Origin of the sequence: Nitrospina gracilis 3/211, assembly GCF_000341545.2 — a bacterium.
Taxonomy (GTDB): Bacteria; Nitrospinota; Nitrospinia; order Nitrospinales; family Nitrospinaceae; genus Nitrospina; species Nitrospina gracilis.
Genome location: NZ_HG422173.1, coordinates 236,024 through 262,833, shown reverse-complemented (window position 1 = coordinate 262,833; position 26,810 = coordinate 236,024). Strand labels below are relative to the sequence as shown.

Sequence of the window (26,810 nt, the reverse complement as noted above, 5' to 3'; positions counted from 1 at the left end):
TCAGTCTTCCTCCTGTTCCCGCTTCACCCGGGCCACTTCGTATTCCTCGGGCGTGTTGACGTTCATGAAATCTGAGCGGTTGTCTTCCGGCACGCCGATGCAATGGAACGGCAGTTCATTGATGATGCGCGACAACGAAAGTTCGCGCCGCGACATGGCTTCGAACAGGGGCACGATGAACTTCGGTTCATAAATGCCGCACATGGGTTCCACACCGAGGCGTCCTTTCTTCATATAACAGGTGCCATAGCGGAGAGGGTCGCGTTGCTCGATGATGTGCCGGACGTTGCGTTCCTTCAGAAACGGCATGTCACAGGCAACCACCAGCCATGCCTTGTCCGGATGGTTGGCCATGAGGGTGGCGAGACCGCCCACCGGACCCAGTCCACTGTGTTCGTCGTTCAACCGCTCGCAATCGCCGAGGTCTCCGAGGTCAGCCAGGTCCTGGTCCGGCCGCGCCGACAACACCACTTTATCGCAGAACCGCGACAACAAGTCCACCATCCGTTCGGCTTCCGTCTTTCCGTTGTAGGCGAGCGAGAATTTGGCCTTGCCCATGCGCTTGCTCTGGCCGCCGATGAACACGCCGCCGTAAATGGCACTGGTGCACTGAAGAAAGTGACTGCGCACGAATTCGTAGATACGGTCCACCTCGTCGCGGTGAAACAGCGGAATGCCGAGATCGGTCAGCCCCGTATCGTGAATCACGCCCTGGTGCACCACGGCTTTGATACCGGTGTCGTCGCGGGAGATGGGCAGACGGCCCTCGGCGTCGAGGAACACGATCTTGTTGAACGGCGATTTCTTGTAACCTTCAATGAGGATGCAGTCACACTGTTCCAGGGCGTGGGTGATGGAGCGTTTCTTGAACGGGTTCTCGGCGATGATGGCGAAGTGCTCGGGATCGTTGATGGTGAGGATGCCCGCCCCCGCCTGCTGGGCGCGCCAGGTGTCCTTGCCTTCCTTGTCCATCTGGAAGCGGTGCGCGTCGTGCTTGTAGTACCCGGCGCGGATGTTATCGCGGCGGAACCGCTTGATCAATTCCACGAGCAGGGTGGTTTTGCCCACACCGGAAAACCCGGCGAAGCAAAGGAAAGGGGTCTTGAAGCGTTCCCAGTAGCGGTCCATGCGGTTTTCTTGATCAACCTCCCACTAAGCTTTCCAAAACAGAGGGTTTCGCCAAGGGGGTGGGGTATAAGTTATTCAATTATTGAGATTTAGCTATTATTGGCGATAACGTGCGGTCTGTCAATAAGTTTCCATCATTTATGGCGGCGGACCGGGTGGAACAGGCAGCATTCGGAAAAAGGAGGAGTTGCCCGAGGACACGCAACTGTCTGCAATGTTGCGTTGGTCATTTAACGCAACAAGGGAAAGGGCCCTACCCTGCAAAATCAGTTTAAAAACGGTGTTTTGGAATTTGGCACGGGCCTTGTATTAGCAAGACGGTAGGTTGTTTCCTGGAATTTTTTTAACCTTTAGGAGTATGAGTTACATGATCGAATCCCTTTCCCAATTGCGCTTTAAACCCGTTCAGCTGATTTTGTTCCTGTTCATCCTGTCCGTTGCCACGCCGGGGTGGTCGCATGGCGACTCCGTCATGGCCACGGCGCCGAATGTGCCGTCCCCCACCAAGCGTTCCGAGTCGAAAACGGTGGAGGTTCATTTTGAGGCGAAGGAATTCGTCGGCGACCTGGCGGATGGATTGGGTAAAGGCATCAAGTATAAATTCTGGAGTTACAACGGCACGGTTCCGGGCCCCATGGTGCGGGTGCGGGTGGGTGACACGGTGCAGTTTCATCTTACCAACCCGAAGACCAACTCGCAGGATCACAACATCGACATGCATGCGGTGAACGGACCGGGTGGCGGTGCGGCGGTGATCACCGTCGCTCCGGGTGAGACCCGTGTCTTCTCCTACAAGGCAATGGCTCCCGGCCTGTTCATTTACCACTGTGCCGCGGGGCAGATTGTGGACCACATCGCCAACGGCATGTATGGACTGATCCTGGTTGAGCCGGAAGGCGGCCTGCCGCCGGTGGACCGCGAATACTACGTCATGCGGAGCGAGTTCTTCACCACCCAGAAGAAAGAAGGGCTGGTGGAGTTCGACATCCAGCGCGGCCTCGATGAGAACCCGACCTACGTCGTGTTCAACGGCAAGGAAGGCGGCGTGATGTTTGACAACGCGCTGAAGGCGAAGGTCGGCGAGACCGTGCGCATTTATTACGGCAATATCGGTCCCAACCGGGTGTCTTCGTTCCACATCATCGGCGAAATCTTTGACAAGGTGTACATGGAAGGCGCCATCGGCGGATTGGTCAATACCAACGTGCAGACCACCATGATTCCTTCCGCAGGTGCGACCATTGTCGAGTTCAAGGTGGATGCGCCGGGAACCTATGCCCTGGTGGATCACAGCATTTTCCGGGTGGCGAAAGGAGCGATCGGCCACCTGGAGGTGGAAGGGGAAGAGAACCCTTCCGTCTTTCGAGCCGGGAAGTGACCCCCCCCACTCCGGCTTTCAACTCGCCCCATCCTCTCAACTCCTGGTCCTTCCCCGCGCAAGCGGGGAAGGGACAGGCGTTGCCTGCCGGAAACAAACTCTATTCAATGACAGTTGGATTCTTGCTTAAGCGGGGATGCCGAATTCCTTCATTTTTCGCCACAGGGTGATGCGGTGCACACCCAGTTCCCGTGCGGCACGGGACTGATTGCCCTCGGCCCGGGCCAGGGCCTCGGTAACCAGTTCGCGGTTCAACCAGTTGCGGCGGCGAACCGGGTTCCCCTTTTTGCGCCCGGGAAGAGCGGATTCCGATTGCAAGAACGCAGGCAGGTCCACACTGTGGATGCGGGAACCTGAGCACTTCACGCAGGCGTGCTCGACCACGTTTTCCAGTTCCCGGATGTTGCCCGGCCAGTTGTGGTCGAGCAGGAGACCCAGCGCGTCGTCGGCAATGTCTTCGATGGGTTTCACGTGCTGGGCGTTCCAGCGTTTGATGAAGTGCTGGACGAGGTAGGGAATGTCTTCCCTGCGCTCGCGGAGCGGCGGCAGGTGCAGGGGGATGACGTTCAGCCGGTAATACAAATCCTCGCGGAACCGCCCCGTTTTCACCTCCTCCAGGATATCCTTGTTGGTGGCGGCGATGATGCGGATGTCCACCTGCCTGGTCACGTTCTCGCCCACGCGCTCGACTTCTTTCTCCTGCAGAACGCGCAGCAACTTAACCTGGATGGTCGGTGTGAGGTCGCCGATCTCGTCCAGGAAAATGGTCCCGCCGTGTGCTTCCTCGAAGCGCCCGATGCGGTCGCGAAGCGCCCCTGTGAACGCGCCCTTGGCGTGGCCGAACAGTTCGCTTTCCAGCAGGGTATCGGCGAACGCAGTGCAGTTCACCTTGATCAGGTTCTTGCCCGCGCGCGGGCTGGCGTAGTGCAGGGCCCTCGCCACCAGCTCCTTGCCGGTGCCGCTTTCTCCTTGAATGAAAACCGTGGAATCGTAAAACGCCACGTTCTGGATGGTCTCGAACAACTCCTTCATCACACGGCTTTTGCCGATCATGTTGCCGAAGGAGTGGACCTCTTTTAATTCCTGCCGCAACTGGGAGATTTCAGTGACGTCGTTGAGGGCGACCACCACCCGCGTGCCTTCTTCGTTGCGTTGCAGGAGGCCTGCCTGAAATTCGCCCATCCGTTTGGCCCCGTCTTTGCGCAAAAAGGAGGACGTGAAGTGGGCTTCGTAGTTGATGCCCTTTTTCACGGTCAGGCACAACTCGCAGTTATTCAGGCACACGCTCTGGTCGAGGATGGTGATGCACTTGCGGCCCAGCACCTCCTCACGGCGGTATCCCGTGATGCGTTCCGCCGCTTCGTTGAAATAACGGATCTCCAGGTTCTCGTCGTACACGAAAACCGCTTCCTTGAGGAGATTGATGATGGATTCGATGTTGTCTGCCGGACGCGTGTTCATGACGGTTCTTATCTTCCGTTGAAAAAAGGGGATCCCAGTTCAAGGGATGGTAACGCGTTGCCCATACTGTTGCAAATATTTAATGCAACAGCCGGTGGGGGCCGAACCCGCAATTGCCCGGAATCAGCCGGGTTAACCTGAAAAGTTCCAATATTGCAAGGGGCTTCCATTTTCGGGTTCGGGGGAAAGCCAATAAGGATGGTTTGGGCTTGTGGCGGTTTTCGCGGGATTGATATACTTTTATTGATGGTTGCTAACCGGCTGAGCGCCACGGTGTGGTGTTTCTCTTTCAGGCGAGCTCATGAAACCGTTGGTCTTTCCTTCCATTTTATTGATGGGCCTTTTTGTTTTCTCCGGCATCTTGCCGGAGGTCACCTCCGCCGGCGGCGGGAGTGCGGGATTTCATTCCTCGTTCAATCGGGGATCCGGTTTCAAGAGCCGCATTGATTCCAAATTCCAGTCCAGTTTTCAACGCCGCACCCGCATCCAGCAGGGATTTCGCGACGGGCGTGCCTCATCCTTTCGCGGTTCCCGCAGGCAGGGCGTGTCTCCGCTTCGCCGGAATTTTCTGTTCGGCCCCAATGAACTGCGTAACCGTCTGGACGAAAACTCCCGGAAAATTCAAAACGACGTGATCCGGGGTCGGCAGGATTTTCTTCCGCGCCATCCCGGTTTCAAAATCAAACCGGGCGACACCCGGCGGTTAGGCAAAAAAAGGTTCGTGGGCCGGGATTTCGTCGTCGGCATCCCGGACAACCGCCGTTTTCCCTTCGGCCGTTCCAGCGGAACGGATTTGCGGGACCGTTTCCATTTGTCGGACCCTTCCAGCCGTTCGTGTTTTCTCCGGGTTTCGGCGTTCTTCGGTTTCCGCTGGGTCCCACCACCAACATCACCGCGTTTCCCGGGCGCAGCGATTTTGCCGAGCGCATCCTGGACCGGACGCAGGGAATCGGATTCAAAACCCGGCTCCGCGATCAGACTGTGTGGAATGCTCTGGGGGCGGATGACTTTGCGGCGGATGAAGGCCCGCAATCAAGCAGCAGGAAACGCCGTTCCCATCACCACCTGAAACGCATGAAGAACGGCCAAAAAGTGTTTTCTGATTTCGGCGGACGCGTGATCGGGGAAACGCAAACGGATTCCGAGACCCCGCCTTCACCCTTTTCCCTGCGCTGACCGTAACTTTGTTGCAAGCGTGTGTGTGGGTTGCGCCAGGGGAACCTTCCCGCGGGAGACGACTCGATGGCCAGACGTCCTCTACTCCCCCGTCCGGCAAGGCCGGGTCGGCGGCGGCTTATCCTGCTCGTACTTTGCCTGGTGATTGCGGCCGGATGCAGCCGCACCCGGATCGCCTACAACTTCTCCGACTGGTTTCTCGTTCACCGCATCGATCACTACTTCGATCTCACCCGTGAGCAGGAGCGGTTTCTTGATCACCGTGTCGCCGCCCTGCAGGTGTGGCACCGCAGGCATGAACTGCCGCGTCTCGTCGCCGCGCTCGACGAACTCGACCGGCGTTACACCGACGGTTTGAGCGCGGAGGACGCCGATTGGATCTGGCATCAGCAGGGGAACTTCTGGGACCGGCTGATCGCCCGCGGCCTGCCGGACTTTTCACGTTTCCTCGCCACGCTCCATGAGGAGCAGATCCGCCACCTGGAAGGGCGTTTTCAAAATGATGGGGGCTGGCTGGTGAAGCAGGCGGCGTTGACTGCAGATGAATTGAAGAGCGACCATCGCGAGTGGGTGCTGGATGTATTCGACGACTGGTACGGCGGGTTGACGGAAGAGCAGGTCGCCCGTATTTCGTATTGGTTGCGTGCCAACCATGACTGGGTGCAGCTGCGACTTGAAAACCGCAACCGGTTCCAGCGGGATTTTCTGAATCTCGTCCGGCAGGGAGGGTCGGCGGAGTTTTACCATGCCCGTCTGTTGCAGTGGCTCCGTCATCCGGAATCCCACTGGGTTGCCGGGTTCGAGGCCGGGCTGAGGGATCGTCACCGTTACTGGATGGATTTGATCGTGCGCGTGGATGCGGAGATGGCCCCCGTCCAGAGACAGCACGCCCGCCAGCGCATGCAGGGTTACCGCGACGACTTTGCGTCCCTGACCGAAATCGGCTGACGCACATCGTTAAAATGCCGCAATGGCGTCATCCCCGGGCGGCAGAAAAGCCTTCCACCCCGAATCCGCTGCTCTGGTATTGGATTTCTATCGGGCGGCAACAGACCTCACAGTCCTCGATGTAGGCCTGGGCCGGAACCGAAAGGTCCACCAGCATGGAAATCTCCTCCCCGCACCAGGGGCATTCAAAAAAGTATTCCTCTTCCATTTCAAGTATCCCGTTTAAAGCACAGACTGCAAAACACCCATTGATAACCCGTTGACAATATATTGTCAAAATGGACCCTGCAGCCCGTCTTTTCCAGAGCGAAATACCGGGGCAGGAGTAAAAGCAGGCGGACCGTGTAGGTGGTGTTCTTACGGGGGAATCCTTTTAACGGAGGAAAAAACAAGTACTTTTATTCCGAATTCCAAAATTTGACGTCAATAAATCAGCGGAATTACGGAAATTGGACAAACCATGTGCAAAAAGAAATGATCAGCCCGAAAATTGGAATAAGTTGTAAATGCTTAAAAAATAAATAGATTTTAGATTTTGGAGCTCAATTTTGTCACTGGTGACAAGTTTTTGTATTCGGAAATCGGGAAATCCAATCCGGAAGAACCCTTCAATTTTTTATTAAAATATTGAAAAAAAAGCCGTTAAGTATATCGTAACGGAAATGGCACGACTGTTGCTTGTACAGTTTGCAGTCAGTAAAGTGATTACACACAGGGGGCAGGACCCGCAGTCGGGCCTGGTTCAGGTAACAACGAACCCGGAATAGGGGGGTGAAGGAGGTAACCATGATTTACGAAGTGAAAATCATCAAACCGGATGGAAGTTTGAAAGAGGTCATTTCTTCAGAGCGGCTCGAAAAGATGTACTGGGACACGTTCTACAAGAATGAGGATAACATCGGGCTGGTGACGGCGCCTAAAGCCCAGGTCCCTTCCTGGGTGAAACAACGCCTCGATCTGAACTATCCGGATCCCGTCAATTCCGGAAGCTGAAAAACGAAAAAAGCGAAGCGGCAGGCTTCGTGCGGGTTGCCAAGGACAGGTCCCGTAGATTCCAGGGTTCTTTTCCCTTCCATACCTTAGTCAGGGAAGGCCGGTGTGCCGGCCAGGGAAAGGGTCGCCGGTCCCCGCCGGCGTGGTTTACCTGAAAGGAAACCCGGGCTGGAATGATTTCCGGCCCGGGTTTCTTTTTGCCCTCGGTTATTCTTCTCTTCCATTGCTTTTCATTTTTGTATTTCCTACCGCCGATTCAGTGTTAGAGTAAACGCTTTCACTTTGAAACCGGAAAGCCCATGTCCCGATCGCAGACAGGAATCGTATCCACCCCCGCCCGCCACTCGTGCGTTTTGATTTACGAAGTGGTGGACCTGCCGATGAACGCGATGAGCGTCGGCCAGTTCTCGGTGATGGTGCCGGGGTTCGTGTCGGACGTATTGAAAAAGTATCCGGGTGAACGGATCGCCTGCGTGGTCGGTTTCGGCCCGATGTTCTGGCTGCTGGCCTGGCACGGCAAGAAACCGCGCCGCCTGCGTCCGTTTGAAACGCTGGAAGCGGAGGGCCGCGAGTTTCCCGCCACCGAGGGGGACCTGCTTTTTTATCTTCACGCCAACCAGATCGAATGCCTGCGTGACATGGTGGGGTACATTGATGAAAACCTCAAGGGGCTGGTCCAGCCCATCGACCGGTTCTGGGGCCAATCCCCCGCCATCACCTTTGCGGAACAGGAAACCGCCGCTCCGGATGGAGTGCCGGAGTCGGTCTTCATCGACACACACGAGGCGGACTTTTTTCGTGGCAGCTTTGTGCTGGTGCAGAATTTCCGTCACGCTCCGGACGAGACCGTGGAGGTGGCCACGCCTCTCAAGGAAACCGCCCGGCAACTGGGGCGGGAGGAGCATCTGCTCATTCATTCTCTGCCGTACCGCGCGGAAGATGAAGCGGGAACGCTGACCATGCTGTTTCACAGCGACCCGGATGCGGTGGACACGGTACTTGAAAAATCGCTCGAGATTTCGCCCGGACAGGACGGGGTGCACTGGGCGGACCGCCTGCGTCCGGTGTCAGGTGCCCGGTTTTTCGTGCCGTCGATCGATGTGCTCACCGGTCTCCGCATGGGCGGCATCCGGATGAACCGTTTCTCCCCCACGCGCCAGTATTCCTGATACGCACTCCTCCCTGCGGAGGCAATCACCCGGCTACAGGTGTTGATGGCTTCACCCAATTTGTTACAATGCACCCTCTACCAGGATAATCGGAGCCTATGAACGAAGAAGCCCCCACCAACGAACCGCCTGCGGTCAACCCGGAAATCGAAGCCCTCAAGCAACAGGTTGAGGCCCATCCCGATGACCCGGCCCTCCTGATCAAGCTCGGCCAGGCCTGGATGAAGGACCTCAACGGCGAGGAGGCATTGAAGGTGTTCCGCAAGGCGGCGCAACTCGATCCCGAAAACCCCCGGGTGCACTTCTGGCTGGCCAAGGCGTTTGACGCCCTCAACCGCTGCGAGGAAATGATAGACGCCTTCCGGGAAGCCGCGTACCTGGACCCCGAATGGGCGGAGGCGCAGTACAACCTGGGCCTTGCGCACATGGTGGTCGGCGAATACGACGAGGCGGGCGAGGCGTTCATGAAAGCCGTCGAGATCCAGTCGGATTATGCCGAAGCGCACCGCGTGTTGAGCGTGGTGTTGGCCATTCAGGGCCAGAAGGAAGCGTCCCAGCATCACAAACAGGAAGCCGCCCGCCTGAACCCGGAATTCCGTTGATCTCCCCTTTCTTTCATGTGCTGGCGTAAAGCCCCATTTTTTTGGACAACACCTCCCGCGCCATTTGCAGGGCCGCGTCGTGCGGGTACTGTTTGCGTTCGCGCACACGTTTGAGCAGCGCCGTGGTGTTGCGGTAAACGGATTTGCGGATCGCGTCGAACGCCTGGTCCTCGGTTTTACCCTCGTATTCCGCCGCGGCGCAAATGACTCCGCCGCTGTTGGCAATGATGTCCGGGATCACCATGATGCCGCGGTCATGCAGCACGCGCGCCGCCTCGTGCGTGATGGGAATGTTCGCGCCCTCCAGCACCAGCCGGGTTTTCAGCAGGTGCTGGTTGGCTTCGGTGAACACGTCCGGCCGCGCCGCGGGAACGAAGATGTCGCTTTCGATTTCCAGCACCCGGTCGCGTTCCATGGGCTCGCCCAGATGCGTGGCGCGGTTCAGGTTCCGGGTCTGTACCCAGCGAAACAATTCCGGAATGTTCAAACCATCCGGATTGTGCAACCCGCCATCCGAATCGTTGACCGCGATGACGTGCACCCCGCGTTCCAGCAGGCAGGTCGCCGCCGCCCGGCCGACATTGCCAAACCCCTGAATGACCACGCGCGCGTTTTCCAGTGGCAACTGCATCCATTCGCTGGCCGCATCCGACGCCACGGCCACACCAAAGCCCGTCGCGCCCAATTCATCCAGCGGCAGGCCGCCTTTCGAATAAGGCAGGCCCACGGCGCGCCCGGCTTCCTCGTGAACCCAGGCCATGCATTGCTCGTCGGTGCCCATGTCCGGGCCGGGAATGTATTCTTTCAGGTCACGGATGGCGCGTGCGAATTCACGCATCCAGGTTTCTTTCAGGTCACTTTTTGGGTCGCCGACGATCGCGGACTTGCCTCCGCCGTACGGCAGGCCGTTGACGGCGTTCTTCAACGTCATGGCCCGCGCCAGACGGAACACCTCGCGGGTGGAGACGTCGGGTGCCATGCGGCATCCCCCAATGGCGGCCGGCCCCATGGCCAGGTTGTCGACCACCACGATGCCGCGGAGTTGGGACTTGGGTTTATAAATGTGAAGGATTTTAATGGGACCGATGTCGTCGGCGAAATTGTCCACGTATTGAGTGCTCATACAGGACCCCTTTCCGTTGGAGTGGTTGAACGCGGGGCGGGCATTTCATTTTTAGTTGCACCCTGTATGGGGTGAGAGGTGCCCGGAGTCGATGTCTTACAGGTTTCGAACCTCCAAGTGGTTTACGGAGTGAGCGGGCCGGAACCGGCTCCACGATTAGATTGATTTCGCATTTAAAATCAATATGGTCCACACTATTCAATATGATCACCACAGCCCTGGTTTGCCATAAAATCGGCACCCAAAAACCAAAAAAGAATTCCAAATTGAAATTCAGATTTTGAATGACGGGGAGCCGTTGTTTCCCTGAAGGGGAAGGTATTTTTCCAGTAGGCTTGGTCAAAGGTGGGATGGATTGGACGGTGAGAGTGTAAACTCTTTTTTTTATAGGTTTGATTGTTGACAGTCCTATTATTTTTAATAAAATCTAAATTGAATCGACTCCGTATGAATCTCTTGGTTGGAATGCTTTCCATGACGTGATTCCACCTGACGGGGAATCTTTGCCTGCAGGGACTGTCTTCAAGCAAGGGAGCCTCAGGACGGGATCCCCCGGCCTTCCTTGGGATCAGATACAGGAAAGGAACTGTGAATGGCCAGTAAAGGCGTTGCCCAAACGCTCCAGGAAGTACTGAACAACCTTCAGACTCAATTGAAGGAAAAAACCGCCCAACTGAACGCGGCGAAAAAGAAGATCGCCGAACTCCAAAAAGGTGGGGCGACAGAGGACCTCACTCCTCTCTTGGAAGCGGAAAAAGACAAACGCCTCAAACTGGAAAAAGCCCTGGAGGATGCCAACCAGAAGGCCGTCGAGCTTGAGAAAAAAGTGTCTGAAGGCGCCGCAGCCGGGATTTCCAGCGGAGCCGAACTCAACCAGGAAATCGAAAAGCGCACCCGGGCCGAACAGGAACTGCTGAGCAAAACACAGGAAGTGCTCGACTTGAAACAGAAGGTCCTGGATGAGCAGGCCCTGCGTCAGAAAGCCGAGACCGCCTTGCAGAATGCCCCCGCCGCTTCCTCAGGCGGGATTCCGGAATCGCAGTACCAACTGGAAGTGCAAAAACGCGAAGGCCTGGAAGCGCAGGTCAAGGATCTTCAAACCCGTCTCGAGGAGGCGCAGAAGGCCGCCTCTTCCGCCCCAAGCTCAGATGCGCTGCAACGCGAACTGGATCTTGTGAAGAAGTCCGAGGAATTGGCAAAAATGGAAAAAGCCAACCTCGAGACCAAACTCCAACAGACCGAGGCCAAACTTCAGGAAGCACTTCAGCGTCCTGCGGATACCGGCGAATCCGATATACTCAAGCAGGAACTCCAGGCCGCCAAGTCAGAACTGGAATCTCTCCGCGAATCCGAACAGGCGCTCCGTGACAGCGAACAGGCTCTGCAGGATGAAAAGCTCGCCCTCCAGAACGAGTCGATCAATCTTCAAACTCAGATCAGCGATCTCGAATCCCAACTGGAGAACGCAAAGCGTCAGTCCACCCAGGGCTCGGAAGAGGTGGAATCCCTGCAAAAAGAAATCGAGCTCACCAAAAAAGCCGAAGAGCTTCTCAAAACGGAAAAGGATTACCTGGCCGGGCAGCTGAAGGAATTGCAGGCCAGCCTGGAACAGGCCAACCAGTCCAGCGGGGAAAGCGATGCCTTGAAACAGGAAGTCGCCGCACTCAAGGAGACGGAGCAGGCACTCACTGCCGAAAAAACTTCCCTCGAACAACAGTTGAAGGATGCGTATGCGAAGGTCGATCAGGCGTTGAAGCAGGCGGCGGCGGGCTCCGGCAAATCGGAATCGCTGGAGCAGGAACTGGCGCAACTGCGCGAGGGCAAGGAACAGTTACGGCAGGAAAAGGCGGAACTGGAAAAACTGCTCAACGCCGCCAAGGCGAAGATCAAGGAAGTGGAGCAAAAGGCGACCGACACGAAAGAACTGGAAGCGCTCAAAAAAGAACTCGAGCAGGCCAAAAAGAGCGAGGAGTTGCACAAGAAGCAGACCGAAAACCTGGAAGGCCAGTTGCGCAAGTATCAGGACGACCTGCAACACCTGCGGGCGGGAATACAGATGGAGTCCGAAGCCCGGGCCAAGGCGGAAGCGGAGGTGCGGGCGATCCAGTCGCAGATCAGCGCCGCCGCGGCGGTATCTTCGGAACCCGCCGCTGCGCCTCCGCCGCAAAAACAGTCGGCTCCGGCGCGCCCTGCGAGTCCGCCTCCGGGACGCCCCGCTGCGGCCGCATCCGGCGGGGGGCAGGATGAGCGCGAGATCGAACGTTTAAAACAGATGATCAAGCAGAAACCCCGCGATCCAAAACTGCACGCTCAATTGGGCAAACTATATTCAGATCGCAAACGGTATCAGGAAGCGGTGGAGCCGCTCACGCAAGCGGTTCGGCTGAACCCGCGCGATGCACAGATCTGTTACCAGTTGGGCAACACGCAATACCGGCTGGACCATTACCAGGAAGCGCTCGACGCTTTCAACAAGGCGGTGCGTGCCAACCCGAAATACGCGGAAGCGCATTTCTTCCTGTGCACGCTCAACGAGCTGGTCGGCAACGAAGACGTGGCGCAACGCCACTACCAGAAAGCCATCAAACTCGATCCCGACATCGAAAACAAAATGGGCATGATCTGATTCCTCGATCCTGTCTCCCATTTCATCTTTCCCCTCCCTTCAAAATTCCGGAATCTCGTGCACCATCTGCACGGCCTTGATGTGCGCGTACACCTTTTGTCCGGGTTTCAGGTTCAGACGCGCCAGGGATTTTTTCGTGATGGTGGCGAGCACGGGTTGACCGACATCCAGCCGGATATCCACCGCATGTGCCGCACCCCCGCCTTCCAGGATTTCCAGCACCGTCGCTTCCAGGATATTGAGCACGCTGGTCTGGATAGTCGCCGGGCTGACCACGATGCTGATGTCGCGGGCCAGCACGTGCAGGCGGAGGGGGCGTCCCGGGGTCACGTTCTGTCGTGGGAGGTACAGGTGCTGGTCCCCGTAACGGACGCGCGTCAATACGAAGGCATCGTCATGGTCCACAACCGTTGTGTCCAGCAGCGTTCCCGCCAGACCGGGATCGATGCGTTCTTCCGCAGGCAGGGTCTGCAGCACCCGGTTCGCCGCATCGCAGGCGACCACCCGTCCCTCTTTCAACAACACCAGGGTATCCACCAACTGCATAATTTCTTCCAGCGAATGGCTGACGTACACAATGGGCAGGCCTAGTTCCGCGCGCAGTTTCAAAAGATAGGGGAGGATTTCCATTTTGCGCGCGGTGTCCAGGTTGGCCAGCGGTTCATCCATGAGCAGGAGCTGCGGACTGGTCAGCAGGGCGCGGCCAATGGCGACGCGTTGCTGTTCACCACCGGAAAGGTTCGCGGGCCGGCGGTCCAGCAGGGGCCCGATCTCCAACAGGGAAACTATATGGTCGAAGTCGACCTTACGTTCCTTTTCCGCTATTCGTCGGTAACCGTATTGCAGGTTGGATTGAACGCTCAGGTGCGGAAACAGCCGCGCGTCCTGAAAAACCAGGCCGATGGCACGCTGATGCACCGGGCGGAAGAGACCCTGGGATTCGTCCTGCCACACATCATCGCCCACCGAAAAAAAACCGGAAGGCGACCTTGTGAGTCCCGCCATGCAACGGAGAAGCGTGGTCTTGCCGCTTCCCGACCGGCCGAAGATCACGGTCACACCGCGTGCCGGCACGTCCAATTCGGCATCGAGGGTGAACCCGGGGTACGGAACCTGAAAGTGTGCGGTGAGGCGGGTCATGAAACGTGCAAAGGAAGGCGGCGGTTGAAGGTGTAGACGATCAACAGCACCGCAAAGGAAAATACTAGGAGACCGCCCGACAGCAGGTGAGCCTGGGTGTATTCGAGCACTTCCACGTGATCGTAAATGGCGATCGAAAGGACTTTCGTTTTGCCCGGAATGTTGCCTCCCACCATCAGCACCACGCCGAACTCGCCTAGGGTGTGCGCGAACCCCAGCACGATGGCGGTGATGTAACCCCGAAGGGCCAGAGGCGAAGCCACGGTGAAAAACGCGTCCCACCTGGAGGCGCGAAGCGCCCACGCCGCTTCGAGATAGGGTCTGCCAATCGATTCAAACGCGCCCTGCAATGGTTGCACGACAAAGGGCAGGGAGTACAGGGTGGACGCGAGGACCAGACCCGGAAAGGTGAAGGCCAGGGAGGCGCCGGTCCACTCCTGGAGGGGGCCGCCAATGATTCCGTTTGCGCCCAGCGCGATCAACAGGTAAAAACCCAGCACCGTCGGCGGCAACACGAGTGGAAGGGCGACCACCGCCTCAATCCACACCTTCCAGCGCGACTTGGTTTGCGACAACCACCAGGCCACGGGCGTGCCTGCGAGTAACAGCAACAGTACGGTCATGCCGGCCAGCTGGAGGGTGAGAATAATGGGTTGCCAGTCGAGGGCGCTTTCCATTATTTGAATTCCTTTCAATTCAATCCGTATCGTAACCGAAGGCCCCGATCTGTCTTTTCGTGGCCGGGGATTTCAAAAACTCGAGCAACGCTTTCGCGGCGGCGTTGTGGATTCCTTTTGCCAAAAGAACCGCGTCCTGGTCGATGGGAGGGTGAAAGGACTGCGGTACGTCCCAGCGGCTTCCCTGTTTTCCGGGGGGGAGTGCCAGCACCTGTGACAGGGCGACGAAACCAAATTCCGCGTTGCCGCTCGCTGCAAACTGAAACGTCTGCACCACGTTCTCACCGCGCACGATGCGTTGCTGCAACGCTTCCCACAGGCCGAGTTTCTGCAGGGTGGATTGCGTCGCCCGGCCGTAGGGTGCGGTCTTCGGGTTGGCAACAGCCAGGTGGCGGAACTTTCCGGTTTTCAGTACCCCGGCGCCATCTTCGTTGATGGATTCCGGATCTGCGCTCCACAACACAAGTTTTCCCCGCGCATACGTGAAGCGCCATCCCGGTGAGGCGAGCTGTTCTTCCTCCAGCAGGCGAGGGCGTTTGGAGTCCGCCGCCAGAAATACGTGAAACGGTGCCCCGTTTTTGATTTGCGCATACAGCTTGCCAGTGCTTCCCGACACGATGCGCGCCGCGTGCCCCGTCTCGGCCTCGAATTGACGGGCAATCTGTTTGAGCGGGCCCAGAAAATTGGATGCCACCGCAACGGTCACCGTTTCCGCGCAAGACAGGGCGGGGAACCCGAACACCGCCATCACGCCCAACACAGTTGTCCACTTCGACATGCGAGCCGTCCCTTTCGAGTTGTTGAAGAAATTTCCGTGTGGCCCGGTTCGTTATGTATCATAAAACATATCGTAGTGTCAACCGGTGCTTTGCTCTTGTTCGCGGGGTGGGAGGAGACGGTGAAGCCTGTTGGAAGAAACTTTTAAAACCGTTGCAATGGCAAATTCGGAACGCTACCATATGAATCATGGAAAAGAATTTCGAACCCCTTAAAGAACGATTGCGGGAAATCAATGGCCGGCTGGATCCTGATGAGCAGGCCTATTTCAGCCCATTGATCGAAAATTTCACCGGCGGTTTGTCCGAGTTTCAGCGCATCATGCGCGATCTCGGCAAATTCGGCGAGAAAATCGGCGACGGCTCCAAGTTCGGCATTTACCGGGAAATCCAGCATCTTTATGATCAGGGGAACCGCGGAAGCTGAGCGAACCATGGAGGACGCCGCCGTTCATTTGAAAGTCGAGGGTCGCGTGCAGGGCGTGTTTTTCCGCGCCACCACGGAGAAGGTGGCGAAGGAACTGGGCGTCACCGGGTGGGTTCGCAACCTCGACGACGGCTCGGTTGAAATACATGCCGAAGGCGGCCGCGACCGCCTCGAAAGCCTGCTCGACTGGTGCCGCAAGGGCCCTGCCATGGCGGACGTCAAGCATGTTGACGTGGAGTGGGTTTCCGCCGAAGGCATGACATCGTTCACCATCCGCTGAATCCTGCCGTGATCGAACTCAAAGACCTCGTCAAAACCTACCGCGACGTCCATGCCGTGAAAGGGATCAACCTGAAGGTGCCTCCGGGCGAGTTCTTCGGTTTCCTTGGCCCCAACGGTGCGGGCAAAACCACCACCATTAAAATGCTGGTCGGCCTGTTGAAACCCACCAGCGGTTCGGTGGTCATCGGCGGCTACGATGTATCCAAAGAACCCCTCCGCGCCAAGTCCATTTTCGGCTACATTCCGGACCGACCGTTCATCTACGAAAAACTCACCGGCCGCGAGTACCTGATGTTCATAGCCAAGCTGTACGGTGTGGACATGAAGGTCGCTGAGGAACGTGCCGACGAGTTTTTATCGTTCTTCGATCTCATGGATGCGGAGAACGCGCTCATCGAGGGTTATTCTCACGGGATGAAACAGAAGCTCATCATCTCCGCAGCGTTGTTGCACGAGCCCAAGGTGCTCATCGTGGACGAACCGATGGTGGGCCTCGATCCCAAGGGCGCCCGCCAGGTGAAGCAGTTGTTCACCGACCTGTGCCGACGGGGGGCGGCGGTGTTCATGTCCACGCACTCGCTTGGCATCGCGCAGGCCATGTGCCACCGCATCGGCATCATTCAAAAAGGGGAGGTCATCGCCCTCGGGTCGATGGAAGAACTCCGCCGCATGGCGAAGAAGGATCAGGAACACCTGGAGCTGGAAGACATTTTTCTGGAACTCACCGGGGATACCAATTTGGAGCGGCTCGGTGTTTCCATGGAACACCCGGCGGCGTGATCATTCGTGCGGCGATTCCGGCGGTTTTTGCAGGACCCCTTCCACCTCAACCTCCCGTTGGTTGCGCATCAGGTGAACGCGCACGGTTTCACCGAAGTCGTGTTTCTGCAGGCGTGATGACAGTTCCTCCGTATCCACCACACGTGATCCGTTCAGTTTCTGGATGAGGTCGTCCTTCCGGATGCCCATGCGCTCGGCGTTGGAGTTGGGCATGACGCGGATCACATGCAGGCCATCGTCGCGGTCTTCCAGGTACACCCCGAGGCGAATACGCATGGGCGGTGGCACCACGTAATCCAGCTTCCACGCAAAGTCGCCGCTGTAGAGCGGAATTCCCACCGATTCAAACTTCATTTCGCGGTTCTTGAGGTTGTCCGGAATGTCCGTCACCGTGGGCAACACGATGGAGTAGGAGTGCGGGACACGGCGAAAGGCCCGCTTGGGGATGCCGTAACCGTACTGCACATGAAAGCCCCCGGCCAGCACCACCATCTTGTGGTCCGGGTAGCGGTCGTCGCCCAGAAACTCGGCCACCGTCTCTGCCATGCTTTCTTCCCACAGCAAGAGCATCTGGTAGGGATGGAACCCCTCGGTGGAATGCGAATCGTGACCGCCGAACAGCGCCATGGAATAGGCTCGGTGGTAGGGATCGCTCTCATCGATGTCCGGCAGGCCGGGTTTGTGCAGGCCGCCTTCACGCAGGCGTTGTTCCGTAACCTCGCTTGATTTCAAACCGATCAGGGGGATACGGTTGGCTTCCAGAAAGTCGAAGATCGGCTTGTAGAGTTGAATTCCCATTCCCCAGTTTTCACGAAACAGTTTGCGGAACTGGCGTGGGGTGAGTTTTCCCTCATGCCATAGGTCGAGTTGACCTTGTGCCGAGCGGCGAAACATTTCCATGCCGACGACCACTTTTCCGGGATAACGCCGGTGCAGGTCACGGATGACTTCCAACTGCACGCGGTGGGCTTCCAGGTTGTCGTGGGTTTCGCCGACGTAGATGACACGTGAGTTCGAAATGGTGTGCATCATCTGGTCCGGGGTGACCACGACCCCGGTGGGCAGATGCAGGATCTGGCCGGTTTCCAGCTCGCCCAGGTTGCGGTAGGGGGACCCGTTGTTTGGAACGGCGAACTCCACGGCGAGCCCCCGGCCGGGGAGCCCTAATATCAAAAAAAACAAAGCGATTATGAGCGTGCGTGAATGGGTCGACATGAGCCTCTCCTGCCTTGTTGGTGGTTTTCCCGCTTCCAGAATTACCAGACCCGGCGCCTCAAAAACAAGTCCAAAAGGTCTTGAAAACGGAAGATTTCAACCAATAGCACTTGACTTCCCTACGGCATTTTTTGATAATTACATCTTTCAAAATAAATACCCCTACGTATAAATTCCACTTATTCTGGGAGGTCGGTTTTTTTGCTGGAAGTCGTTGTCCATCAGAATCAGGTCGATAAAGCATTAAAAGCCTTGAAGCGCCAAATGACCAAGGAAGGTTTGCTGAAAGAACTGAAGAGGCGCCGGTTTTACGAAAAACCCTCAGTCAAGAAAAAGCGCAAACAGAAAGAAGCAAAGAAAAAGCGCAAATCCGCACAACGAAGAGGTTATTCCTGATCCTTCGATCGGGGTTACGATAGATTTAAAAAGGGCTGATACTTCCGGTATCAGTCCTTTTTCTGTTTGGAAGGGGGTGCGGCACGTCGTTGCCGCAGGATTTCGTAAAACAGGATGGCTCCCGCCGCCGAAGCGTTCAACGATCCCAGCTGGCCGTCCATGGGAATGGCGACGATGAAATCGCAGGCCTTGCGCGTGGACAGGCGCAGGCCCTTGCCCTCGCCGCCGATCACCAGTGCAACGGGCATGTCGAACTCGAACCGGTCGCAGGTGCGGTTGCCCTCCATGTCCACCCCGACGATCCAGAACCCCGCATCCTTGAGCGCCGCGATGCCGTTGTTCAGGTTGGTCACCACGCTCACCGGGAGGTGTTCAATGGCACCGGCGGAGCACCGGGCCACGGTTTCATTCAACGGCACCGCACGGTGTCGTGGCACCACTATTCCCTGCATGCCGAGCACGTAGGCCGAGCGGATCAGCGCACCCAAATTTTGTGGGTCCTGAATGCCGTCGAGCAGAACCACCACCGGTCGCTCTGTCGCCTTGAGCGCGCGTTCCATCAATTCGCGCAACCCCAGAGTTGGCACCGGTGCGAAAAATCCCACCACCCCCTGCTGTCCCTGCTCCCCAAAGCGTTTGCGGAAGGCGTCTCGCGGCAGAGATTCGATTCGGATTTTACGGCTTTTGGCGAGAGATTGTATGTCGCGCAGGCGGGCCGGGTTTTTGTCCTTTTCAAGGACGATTTTATAGCAGTGCCGGGCACCCGTTTCCAGCGCCTGGCGCACCGGATGCACGCCGTACACGCATTCCTGACTGGTTTGATCGGACATGGGAGCGTTGGCAGGCGGCGCGGCGTCTTCCCTACCCCGGGGATGCGCAGGGTTGCAATCTTGGAGGCGCACCGTCTCCGAATGCGTTACACTGAGGTTCGGGGACCGGTCTCCACCTGACTGGATAGTCGTTTAAAAACAAGCGGTCATCCACGTATTCTTACCATGCCCTTTTCCAAAAAGAAACTCTTTCTTCGATTGCTGGTTGCGGTGCTGCTTCTGTGCGTTGGAGTGGGGGCATTGCTTTATCTCCGCCTCAGCGATGAAGAGACGGTGAAGGGCATGTTCATCTCCGAACTGGAGCACCTGGTGGGCCAGCCGGTGACGCTGGAATCGGTGGAAGTGGATTTCGAAGAGGAAGGCCTGGGCCTGCGCCTCAACCGGTTGAGCCTGCTTCACACCGACGCTCCCGAAAGCGGGGGGCAACCGCAGATAGATTTTTCCGCCCGGTCAGTATGGATCGGTTTCCGTATCCTTCCTTTCCTTTCCAAGCAGCAGGTGTCCATTCACAGCGTCGAGGTCGAGGGTGCGGACATTCAACTGGTGCGTGACCGGAGAGGGCGCCTGCCGTTTTCGAAACCGGTTTCCTCCGCCTCCACCCAGGGACAGAACGCAGCCACATCCATGTTGTGGATGAGTACGATCCGCAGCATCGAAATGGAACAGAGCACACTGCGCTGGATCGATCATTCGGTTCCGGACAGCGAGGGATCGCCGTCCAAAATCACTTTGCATTCTGTAAACCTGGCTTTATCCCGGCCTCTTTTGGCGGCGAAGGTGAAGTTGAAAATGGAAGCGGCCTGGGCCCCGCGCAAATTGAATGAACCGGATCTCGCGCTGGAAGGGGAAGTCGATTTCGCCGGGGGTTTCGATAACCTGGGGGCATTGCATTATTCCGGCCGTTTGCAAACCGACCGGTTGCGAAGTGAGCGGCTGCGGCACTATTGGGAGAAGGTTCTGAAATTCGAAATGCGCCCCGCCATTCTGCGCCTGCGATCCAACTTTTCGGGCACCTGGGGAACGATTCTGGAAGCATCGGGCACGCTGGAACATCAGTTCGACCCGGGGAATGAAACGCCCTCACTGACAACGGCGGACACACCCCCTGCCGGAGGGTTTGAATTCGACGTGGTGTGGACGCCGGGAGCGCTGGAAGTACGCCAGGCCGGCTACACCATGGGTGATTTCCGGTTTCAGGTGCAGGGAGCCCTCACCCCGTTTCCCGCGCCGGATCCCGGGATGGCCTTTCGGATGCGCGCTTCCGCCTTGTCTCCGGCTCAACTGGACGAAACGTTTCCGTTTCACCTCATCCCGCAGGAGGTGCGTTCGTCTGCGCTTCGTTACTGGAAATCCGGGCAGATTGAAGTGGAATCGGCGGCGTTTCGTGGGGGATGGAACGAGTTGCAGGAAATCCTGGCCGGTACCCTTTCCGGTAAACTATCGGTGGTCGTGAACCTGGACAACGTGAATGGCGATGGCGAACTTGCCCCTTTCAAGGCGGTGACGGGGAGGTTGGAATACCATGAAGGCCGTGTCACGGCGAAATTGGAGCGGGCCCGGTGGAAAAAGGTGACACTTGCCAACATCGACAGCACGATCCGCGACCTCACCACCGAACCGCAAATGAAAACCCAATTGGAAGCGCATGTGAAAATCGACGACCTGGCTGCGTTGGCCCGTACACTGGAGGGGGCAGGGAGCGTGGAAAAAGCGTTGCAGTCGATCCAGCAGGCCAGCGGGGAAAGCGAAACGCAGTTGACCCTGTCGGGTCCCCTGTTGTCACCGGCTCAATGGGCGGTCCAGGGTGAGACCCGGGTGCGGGAAGCTTCGTTCCAGGCCGGAAGCATGATGTCTCCCTTTCAGAAAATTGAGGGAACGGTCGCATTCCAGAATGCATTGGGCCCTGAAAGCCAGGCAACCCGGTGGACATTGCGGTTTGCGGAATTTTCGGCGGAATGCCGCAATCACCGTTTTCATGATGTTTCCGGGATCACGCATCTTTCCGGTGGTGAAGTGAAGACCGAGATCACGGCGCAGGTGGACCTCGGGGCGTTGCAGTCGAAACAGTTCATTCCTGCGACGGCGGTTTCCGGAAGTTTCGGCCGCTTCCTCAGCAAAATGGAAGTATCGGACGGAACATTGAACATCGAGTATAGCGAGGAGCGGTTTGCCGACCCGAAAAAACAAACCAAAATGACCGGCACAGTGCGTTTCGACAACGTATCGATTCTCTACCGTGACCTGTTTCGGCCTTTACAGAAGGTGACCGGATCGCTTGCCTTTGACGGGAAAAAAGTTTCGTTTGAGACCAGCGAAGCGCGTTACGGGGATTCCAGTATCCGGTTGCAGGGAACGTTCTTTAATCCCGGAAAACCCAAGGCGGAACTGGTTCTCAAGGCGACGGCTTCCGATTTTCAAAGACAGGATTTCATCGACGTTCCCTTCCTGGAAACACTTTCGTACGAAGGGGTGGTTCAGGTGGAGTCCGTTCTGCACTGGACGAAGCGCTCGGTCACATTGAAGAGCTCCATCGATCTCACGGGAGCTTCGTATTCATACCGGGACCTGCTTGCCAAACCGGAAGCGGTGCCCAACACCATCGAAACGGTGATGGTGTTTACCGACAAGGAAGGAATCGACTTCAAAACACTGGCGGTCGGGTTGAACGGAAACCGGTTTTCCGGCACCGCCACCCTGGTTCTGGAAGACCCCACCCGGTTTGAGTTCAAGCTGGGAGCCAGCGGTTTCCAGGTAGCCTCTCTTTCTCCCTACATCAAACCCCTGCGCGGTGCCCGCGCCGGAGTGCTGAACTTCGACATTTCAGGAAAGGGGTTGCTGGACCAGCCGGAATCGGCAAATTACCAGGGCCGGATCGAATTGAGCGAGGTCCGGCTTGCTCCCGAGCAGGTGCCCATGCCGGTGTGGGTGAATGGGGAACTGTTCTTCGCCAACCGTGTGGTGAAGGTGACGAAGGGCAGGGTGACTCTCGGCAAAATGCCCTTGACCATCGAAGGCAAACTCGTTGCCAAGGAACAGCCTGAATGGGATTTGAGTGTCAGTGGAAAGGTGCTGGACACGACCCAGTTCAAAAAAGAAGGCGAACCGGATTCCTCCGAACCCGCCGGGGTGATGGCCGCAGGATGGACGGCGGAGCCCTGGTTCCAGCATGGATCGGGGTCCTTGAAAATCAACCTGGCCAAGTTGATGGTCCCTCGCGCGCACTTTCACGATTTTCAGGGAACGTTCCAATTTGAAAGAGGAACCGTGTCCACGGACACCCTGAGATGGGGTCGAAAGGGACGCGATCGATTTGACGTCCGGGCGGTTCTGAAGTTGATGCCGGAGCAGCCCCCGGAGCTCTCGGCACATATCGTTTCGACCGGAACACGGGCGGAAGGGTTTTTTAATGTGTTTGGAGGTCTGTTTGAAAACTGCCTGACCGGAACGCTGGAGCGGCTGGAGGCCCGCGTGTCTGCGCGCGGCAAGAGTTTACCAGAACTCACCCGCGCGCTGAACGGCACGCTGGTGCTTCGTGTCCGAAACGGGAGGATCCAGACCGGGCGCCTGCTGAACGGTACCATTCAATTGTTCGGGTACTCGCTGGACCCGGATAAAGCTGCCAAGCGCAGAAGCGGTCCTTTCACAGATTACAAGGTGATCAAGGGGGACTTTTCTCTCAAGGATGGAGTGGCGGTCACCGAAAATTTCATTTTTGAAAACCCAAAACAACTGATGACCCTCGTCGGTTCATTTGATTTGAACGAGCGCAACATGGATACTACGGTTGGGGTGGCACCGTGGCGTGCGGTGGATTCGTTCTTCAAAAAGATCCCACTGGTCGGTAAAATCATCACCGCTGGAGAAGAGGAAAGCGTATTTAAAAGTTATTACCAGGTTCGGGGACCGTTTGAAAATCCTGAGGTCAAAACGGTACCCATTACCTCTGTGGGTAAAAAAGTGGTGGGCATGTTCGGCGCCATACTGAGAACGCCGCAGTACATCCTTTCCGGAGACAAGGAACAAACAGGACAGAATTAACAACCCGATCCCGCACCTGCTACATGATCCGACTCAAATTCCCAGATTCATCCAAATCGGCATTGCCGCTGGTTTTTCTTGCCCTGTTTTTTTCGTTCTGATTGTTTTCTGGGCCGCATTGGACAATGGTTTTGTGGACTGGGATGACAACGGTTACATCCTGGGCAACACGATGATCCGGTCCCTGGCTCCGGAAAACATCCTGCATATGCTGATCAGTCTGCAGCCGTTTTACTGGCAGCCGATGACGTGGTTGTCCCATGCCATCGATTATCGTCTGTTTGGGCTGGAGCCTGCGGGCCATCATTTTGTGAGCATCGTCCTGCACGGTATCAATGCATTTCTGGTTTTCCTTTTGATTTTTCATTTTGCCAACCGGGCGTACCCTGGGCTGAGGGGACGGAGCGGGGTGCTTCTGGCCTGCGCCTGGGCGGCGCTCGTGTTTGCCGTGCACCCTCTTCGTGTGGAGTCGGTGGTCTGGGCGGCGGAAAGAAAGGACCTGCTGTGCGCGCTGTTCATGTTCAGTGCGCTTCTGGTTTACCTGTGGTATGCGGATGCCACCGAAAAGGCGGAACGCCAAAGATGGTACAAGTGGGTACTGTTCCTGTTCCTGCTGGCTTTGATGTCCAAACCCATGGCTGTCACGTTTCCCGTTGTCGTTCTGATATTGGACCTGTACCCCTTGAACCGGATATCCAGCCGGACCGATGCCTGGAAGTGTTTTACTGAAAAGATCCCGCATTTTGTGATGAGTTTCGCCACGGCGGTCATTACGTTCATCGCGCAGAAAATCCAGGGTGCGGTGGTCGCGATCGACGAGTTGAGTTTCACCGTCCGTATCGTGAACGCACTGAGAAGTACGGTTTTTTACATTGAAAAAACCCTGTGGCCGCAACCCCTGGTGCCGTTGTATCCCTTTCCCGACTGGGATGTGAGAATGTGGCTGGAGGTGGCGACGTTTTTTGTTATCTGCTGGTTCTGTATCGTCAAGTGGAATGAAGGCCGCCGCTACTGGATGGCAGTTTGGCTGATATACCTGGTGACGCTGTCGCCGGTGATCGGAATCATTCAAGTCGGCGGTCAGGCTGCCGCCGACCGGTTCACCTACATTCCCACACTCGGATTTTATGTGCTGCTGGCCCTTGGGGTCATCCGTTTGTGGAGATTTTTCGCCGAGCGGCGGCGCGAGGTGCTGGCCAGCGTGATCATCGGGTATTTCGCCATTGTGGTTATCGGAGTGACCAGCGTGTGGACCATCAAGCAGATTCCCGTGTGGAAGAATACCGGTGTGTTCTGGGAGTGGGTGATCGCGCATTTTCCCGACAAGTTGGCCCGGGCGCACACCAACCTGGGCATCTATTACAATAAACAGGGCAATGAAGACGGCGCGATGGACATGTTTCGGCAAGCCATCCGCATCAAGGAAGATTATGAACCCCCGTACAACCTGCTGGCGTTGGCCTACCAGAACCGGGGGCAATGGGAACAGGCGGAAAAAATGTTTCACGATGCGCTGGCGGTGAAACAGGACGCGATGGTCGAGAACAACCTGGGATTGTTGTACATGCAAAAAGGGGATCATGAACGAGCGGAAACCTGGTTTCGCAAGGCGGTGGCCACCAACCCCGACTTCGCCCAACCGTATAACAATCTCGGTTTGCTGTTCGAGAAGATGAAGCAGCCCGAAGAGGCCGAGCGATTCTATAAAAAGGCCATCGAAACCAATTTCGATCTGTCCGAGGCGCACGCCAACCTGGGGAACCTTTATAAAAAACGGAAGCAGTTTGACGCCGCCATTGTGGAATTTTCGATCTCCGTTTTTTTAAGCCCGGACAATGCGGATATGCACAACGCTTTCGCGGAGGCACTCATGGCGGCGGGGTACCTGGACAAGGCGGAGCAGCAATTAAAAAAGGCCCTGCACCTCCGGCCCGGCCATGTTTCGGCCCAGGCCAATCTGAGGAAAATTCACGAGCACAAAGGTTCCGCCACTTGATGCGGTGTAAAAGGAAACCCGGTTACTTGGAAGAGATCTGGGTGATTTGCAGATTCTGCTGTCCGCTTAAGCGGTGTGCCATCACCGCCTGAATGGCGGCGATGTGTTCATCTTCCTGCGAAGCGGCCGGCGCAGGAGCGGCGGCGGTGGGTTTGGTTTTGGCCGGAACCGGTGCGGGCGCCCGGTAGGGTATGAGCGAAGTCATGACCTTGATGGCCGCGATCAGAATCCCCAGTACGAGAAAGATGACGCCCAGCGCCAGAAACGAAACCTTGATGGAAGTAAGAATAAGTGGGCTCATATCAGTTTCCGGCTCCCGTATTGGCGGCGAACAGTTCGATGGTCTGCACTGCCGCATGAGACGCGCCTTCGCTGGCGGGTCCGATGTCGCCGAACAGAGATAGAAACACACCTGCCGCCACGGCACTGCCGATGACCCCGGCGACGTTGGGTCCCATCGCGTGCATGAGCAGGAAGTTGGATTTGTCCTCCTCCTGACCCACCTTCTGGGACACGCGCGCTGCCATGGGCACGGCCGACACGCCCGCCGAGCCGATCAGCGGATTAACCCGTCCTCCCGACAAAATGTACATCAGCTTTCCAAACAGCACACCTCCCGCCGTTGCGAATGCAAACGCCAGCAGGCCCAGCACGATGATCTTGATCGTGTCCAGCGTGAGGAACGATTCTGCGGTCATGGACGATCCCACGGCCAGGGCCAGCAGGATGGTGACGAAGTTGATGAGGTGCGTCTGCGCCGTGTCATGCAGGCGTCCGGTGACGCCGGACTCGCGGAACAGGTTGCCCAGCATGAACATACCAAGGAGCGGCGCCACGCCGGGAAGCATCAATATGCAGACCAGGGTGGAGATGATGGGGAACAGAATCTTCACCGTCTGCGAGATCGGTTTCAACTGCTCCATTTTCACCTTGCGTTCTTTTTCCGTGGTCAGCGCGCGCATGATGGGCGGTTGAATGAGCGGGACGAGCGACATGTAAGAATACGCGGCGACGGCGATCGGTCCCAATAAATGGGGAGCCAGCTTGGCCGCCAGGAAAATGGATGTCGGTCCGTCCGCTCCGCCGATGATGCCGATGGCGCTGGCTTCCTGCAGGTTGAACCCGAGAGCGACCGCGCCGATCAGCGTGGTGTACACGCCCACCTGCGCCGCCGCGCCCAGCATAAGGGTCGCGGGATAGGCGAGCAGGGGACCGAAGTCCGTCAGTGCGCCGACGCCGAGAAAGATCAACGGCGGCAGTACCTCGTGCTTGACCCCGGAGTAAAAAATGTTCAGCAGGCCGCCGTCGTTGGTGTTGGCCATGTTGCTGAGCGGCAGGTTGGCCAGCAGGCAACCGAAGCCGATGGGAAGCAGAAGCAGGGGTTCAAATTTTTTCCAGATCGCCAGGTACAACAGGACGAGAGAGACCAGGATCATAATGATCTGGCCTCCTTCGATCGCGGCGAACCCGGTGGAATGGAGAATCCGGTTTATAGCGTCCTGAAATGTGAAGTCCATTTAAGATATCAGAATGAGTTCGTCGCCGGTTTGTACGTTAGCCCCTTCCTGAACCAGGATGCTGTTGATGGTTCCGGAATACGGAGAGTGGACCTCGGTTTCCATTTTCATGGATTCGAGGACCATCACCGT

At 57.1% G+C, this 26,810-nt stretch carries 26 protein-coding genes; 13 read left to right on the top strand and 13 right to left on the bottom strand.

Features of this window, described 5'->3' with window-relative positions:
- The gene (mobB, locus tag TX82_RS01215; protein ID WP_005005390.1) at positions 1-1,128 is read right to left on the bottom strand and encodes a molybdopterin-guanine dinucleotide biosynthesis protein B; all 1,128 of its coding nucleotides are present in this window, start codon (positions 1,126-1,128) and stop codon (positions 1-3) included.
- A gap of 358 nt (positions 1,129-1,486) precedes the next feature.
- Between mobB and nirK the strand changes: the two genes are divergently transcribed.
- A complete protein-coding gene (nirK, locus tag TX82_RS01210) occupies positions 1,487-2,506 on the top strand; it encodes a copper-containing nitrite reductase (protein ID WP_144079049.1) in 1,020 nt (339 codons plus the stop codon).
- A 126-nt stretch (positions 2,507-2,632) separates the two neighbouring features.
- Here nirK and TX82_RS01205 read toward each other — a convergent pair whose 3' ends face one another.
- Positions 2,633-3,967, bottom strand: coding sequence for a sigma-54 interaction domain-containing protein (locus TX82_RS01205; RefSeq protein ID WP_005005385.1), 1,335 nt, complete (start codon positions 3,965-3,967; stop codon positions 2,633-2,635).
- A gap of 834 nt (positions 3,968-4,801) precedes the next feature.
- Between TX82_RS01205 and TX82_RS15895 the strand changes: the two genes are divergently transcribed.
- Complete coding sequence (locus TX82_RS15895) at positions 4,802-5,143, top strand: hypothetical protein (protein WP_144079048.1); 342 nt, start codon at positions 4,802-4,804, stop codon at positions 5,141-5,143.
- 66 nt (positions 5,144-5,209) lie between these two features.
- Positions 5,210-6,091, top strand: coding sequence for a DUF6279 family lipoprotein (locus tag TX82_RS01195; RefSeq protein WP_005005381.1), 882 nt, complete (start codon positions 5,210-5,212; stop codon positions 6,089-6,091).
- A 28-nt stretch (positions 6,092-6,119) separates the two neighbouring features.
- Here the strand turns inward: TX82_RS01195 and TX82_RS01190 are convergent, their stop codons facing one another.
- Positions 6,120-6,299: a CPXCG motif-containing cysteine-rich protein gene (locus TX82_RS01190; RefSeq protein WP_005005380.1), complete on the bottom strand. Its 180-nt coding sequence runs from the start codon at positions 6,297-6,299 to the stop codon at positions 6,120-6,122.
- Between the two features lie 578 nt (positions 6,300-6,877).
- Between TX82_RS01190 and TX82_RS01185 the strand changes: the two genes are divergently transcribed.
- The 3 genes from TX82_RS01185 (at position 6,878) to TX82_RS01175 (ending at position 8,855) form a co-directional block, all read left to right on the top strand.
- Positions 6,878-7,084: a hypothetical protein gene (locus tag TX82_RS01185; RefSeq protein WP_005005377.1), complete on the top strand. Its 207-nt coding sequence runs from the start codon at positions 6,878-6,880 to the stop codon at positions 7,082-7,084.
- A gap of 299 nt (positions 7,085-7,383) precedes the next feature.
- A complete protein-coding gene (locus TX82_RS01180) occupies positions 7,384-8,253 on the top strand; it encodes a Dyp-type peroxidase domain-containing protein (protein ID WP_005005376.1) in 870 nt (289 codons plus the stop codon).
- Positions 8,254-8,351: 98 nt separating this feature from the next.
- A complete protein-coding gene (locus TX82_RS01175) occupies positions 8,352-8,855 on the top strand; it encodes a tetratricopeptide repeat protein (RefSeq protein ID WP_005005375.1) in 504 nt (167 codons plus the stop codon).
- Between the two features lie 13 nt (positions 8,856-8,868).
- On the opposite strand, the gene TX82_RS01170 is transcribed toward TX82_RS01175, so the two are convergent.
- Positions 8,869-9,978 (bottom strand): Glu/Leu/Phe/Val family dehydrogenase, encoded by a 1,110-nt coding sequence (locus TX82_RS01170; protein ID WP_005005374.1) that lies wholly within the window; start codon positions 9,976-9,978, stop codon positions 8,869-8,871.
- Positions 9,979-10,172: 194 nt separating this feature from the next.
- Positions 10,173-10,454, bottom strand: coding sequence for a hypothetical protein (locus TX82_RS15890; RefSeq protein WP_144079047.1), 282 nt, complete (start codon positions 10,452-10,454; stop codon positions 10,173-10,175).
- 116 nt (positions 10,455-10,570) lie between these two features.
- Here TX82_RS15890 and TX82_RS01165 point away from each other — a divergent pair, with 116 nt between their 5' ends.
- Positions 10,571-12,604, top strand: a complete 2,034-nt coding sequence (locus tag TX82_RS01165; RefSeq protein WP_005005369.1) for a tetratricopeptide repeat protein — start codon at positions 10,571-10,573, stop codon at positions 12,602-12,604.
- Positions 12,605-12,643: 39 nt separating this feature from the next.
- Here TX82_RS01165 and modC read toward each other — a convergent pair whose 3' ends face one another.
- Genes modC through modA form a run of 3 tightly spaced genes read right to left on the bottom strand, consistent with a single transcriptional unit; the run spans position 12,644 to position 15,199 of the window.
- Positions 12,644-13,744 (bottom strand): molybdenum ABC transporter ATP-binding protein, encoded by a 1,101-nt coding sequence (gene modC / locus TX82_RS01160; protein WP_005005368.1) that lies wholly within the window; start codon positions 13,742-13,744, stop codon positions 12,644-12,646.
- Positions 13,741-14,421, bottom strand: a complete 681-nt coding sequence (modB, locus tag TX82_RS01155) for a molybdate ABC transporter permease subunit (protein ID WP_005005367.1) — start codon at positions 14,419-14,421, stop codon at positions 13,741-13,743. The genes modC and modB overlap by 4 nt, the downstream gene beginning before the upstream one ends.
- A 19-nt stretch (positions 14,422-14,440) precedes the next feature.
- Positions 14,441-15,199, bottom strand: coding sequence for a molybdate ABC transporter substrate-binding protein (gene modA, locus TX82_RS01150; RefSeq protein ID WP_005005366.1), 759 nt, complete (start codon positions 15,197-15,199; stop codon positions 14,441-14,443).
- Between the two features lie 188 nt (positions 15,200-15,387).
- Between modA and TX82_RS01145 the strand changes: the two genes are divergently transcribed.
- From TX82_RS01145 to TX82_RS01135, 3 genes are read left to right on the top strand one after another with little or no spacing between them, the layout of a single operon-like run.
- Positions 15,388-15,624, top strand: a complete 237-nt coding sequence (locus TX82_RS01145; protein ID WP_005005365.1) for a hypothetical protein — start codon at positions 15,388-15,390, stop codon at positions 15,622-15,624.
- A gap of 7 nt (positions 15,625-15,631) precedes the next feature.
- Positions 15,632-15,904, top strand: a complete 273-nt coding sequence (locus tag TX82_RS01140; RefSeq protein WP_005005364.1) for an acylphosphatase — start codon at positions 15,632-15,634, stop codon at positions 15,902-15,904.
- An 8-nt stretch (positions 15,905-15,912) separates the two neighbouring features.
- A complete protein-coding gene (locus TX82_RS01135; RefSeq protein ID WP_005005362.1) occupies positions 15,913-16,686 on the top strand; it encodes an ABC transporter ATP-binding protein in 774 nt (257 codons plus the stop codon).
- Here TX82_RS01135 and TX82_RS01130 read toward each other — a convergent pair whose 3' ends face one another.
- Positions 16,687-17,901 (bottom strand): ChaN family lipoprotein, encoded by a 1,215-nt coding sequence (locus tag TX82_RS01130; protein ID WP_005005361.1) that lies wholly within the window; start codon positions 17,899-17,901, stop codon positions 16,687-16,689.
- Positions 17,902-18,105: 204 nt separating this feature from the next.
- On the opposite strand from TX82_RS01130, the gene rpsU reads away from it, so the two are divergent.
- Complete coding sequence (gene rpsU / locus TX82_RS01125) at positions 18,106-18,297, top strand: 30S ribosomal protein S21 (protein ID WP_042251552.1); 192 nt, start codon at positions 18,106-18,108, stop codon at positions 18,295-18,297.
- Positions 18,298-18,347: 50 nt separating this feature from the next.
- On the opposite strand, the gene rlmB is transcribed toward rpsU, so the two are convergent.
- Positions 18,348-19,127, bottom strand: coding sequence for a 23S rRNA (guanosine(2251)-2'-O)-methyltransferase RlmB (gene rlmB / locus TX82_RS01120; RefSeq protein WP_005005358.1), 780 nt, complete (start codon positions 19,125-19,127; stop codon positions 18,348-18,350).
- Between the two features lie 165 nt (positions 19,128-19,292).
- Between rlmB and TX82_RS01115 the strand changes: the two genes are divergently transcribed.
- Positions 19,293-23,165, top strand: coding sequence for a YhdP family protein (locus tag TX82_RS01115; protein WP_005005357.1), 3,873 nt, complete (start codon positions 19,293-19,295; stop codon positions 23,163-23,165).
- A 133-nt stretch (positions 23,166-23,298) separates the two neighbouring features.
- Entirely contained in the window at positions 23,299-25,161 is a 1,863-nt protein-coding gene (locus tag TX82_RS01110; RefSeq protein WP_005005356.1) for a tetratricopeptide repeat protein, read from the top strand.
- 22 nt (positions 25,162-25,183) lie between these two features.
- Here TX82_RS01110 and TX82_RS01105 read toward each other — a convergent pair whose 3' ends face one another.
- From TX82_RS01105 to TX82_RS17110, 3 genes are all read right to left on the bottom strand, one after another.
- On the bottom strand, positions 25,184-25,462 hold the full coding sequence (locus TX82_RS01105; protein WP_005005355.1) for an OadG family protein: 279 nt from the start codon (positions 25,460-25,462) through the stop codon (positions 25,184-25,186).
- A 1-nt stretch (position 25,463) separates the two neighbouring features.
- The gene (locus TX82_RS01100; protein ID WP_005005354.1) at positions 25,464-26,678 is read right to left on the bottom strand and encodes a sodium ion-translocating decarboxylase subunit beta; all 1,215 of its coding nucleotides are present in this window, start codon (positions 26,676-26,678) and stop codon (positions 25,464-25,466) included.
- On the bottom strand, positions 26,679-26,810 hold a 132-nt coding region (locus tag TX82_RS17110), incomplete at its 5' end, for a biotin/lipoyl-containing protein (RefSeq protein WP_144079200.1).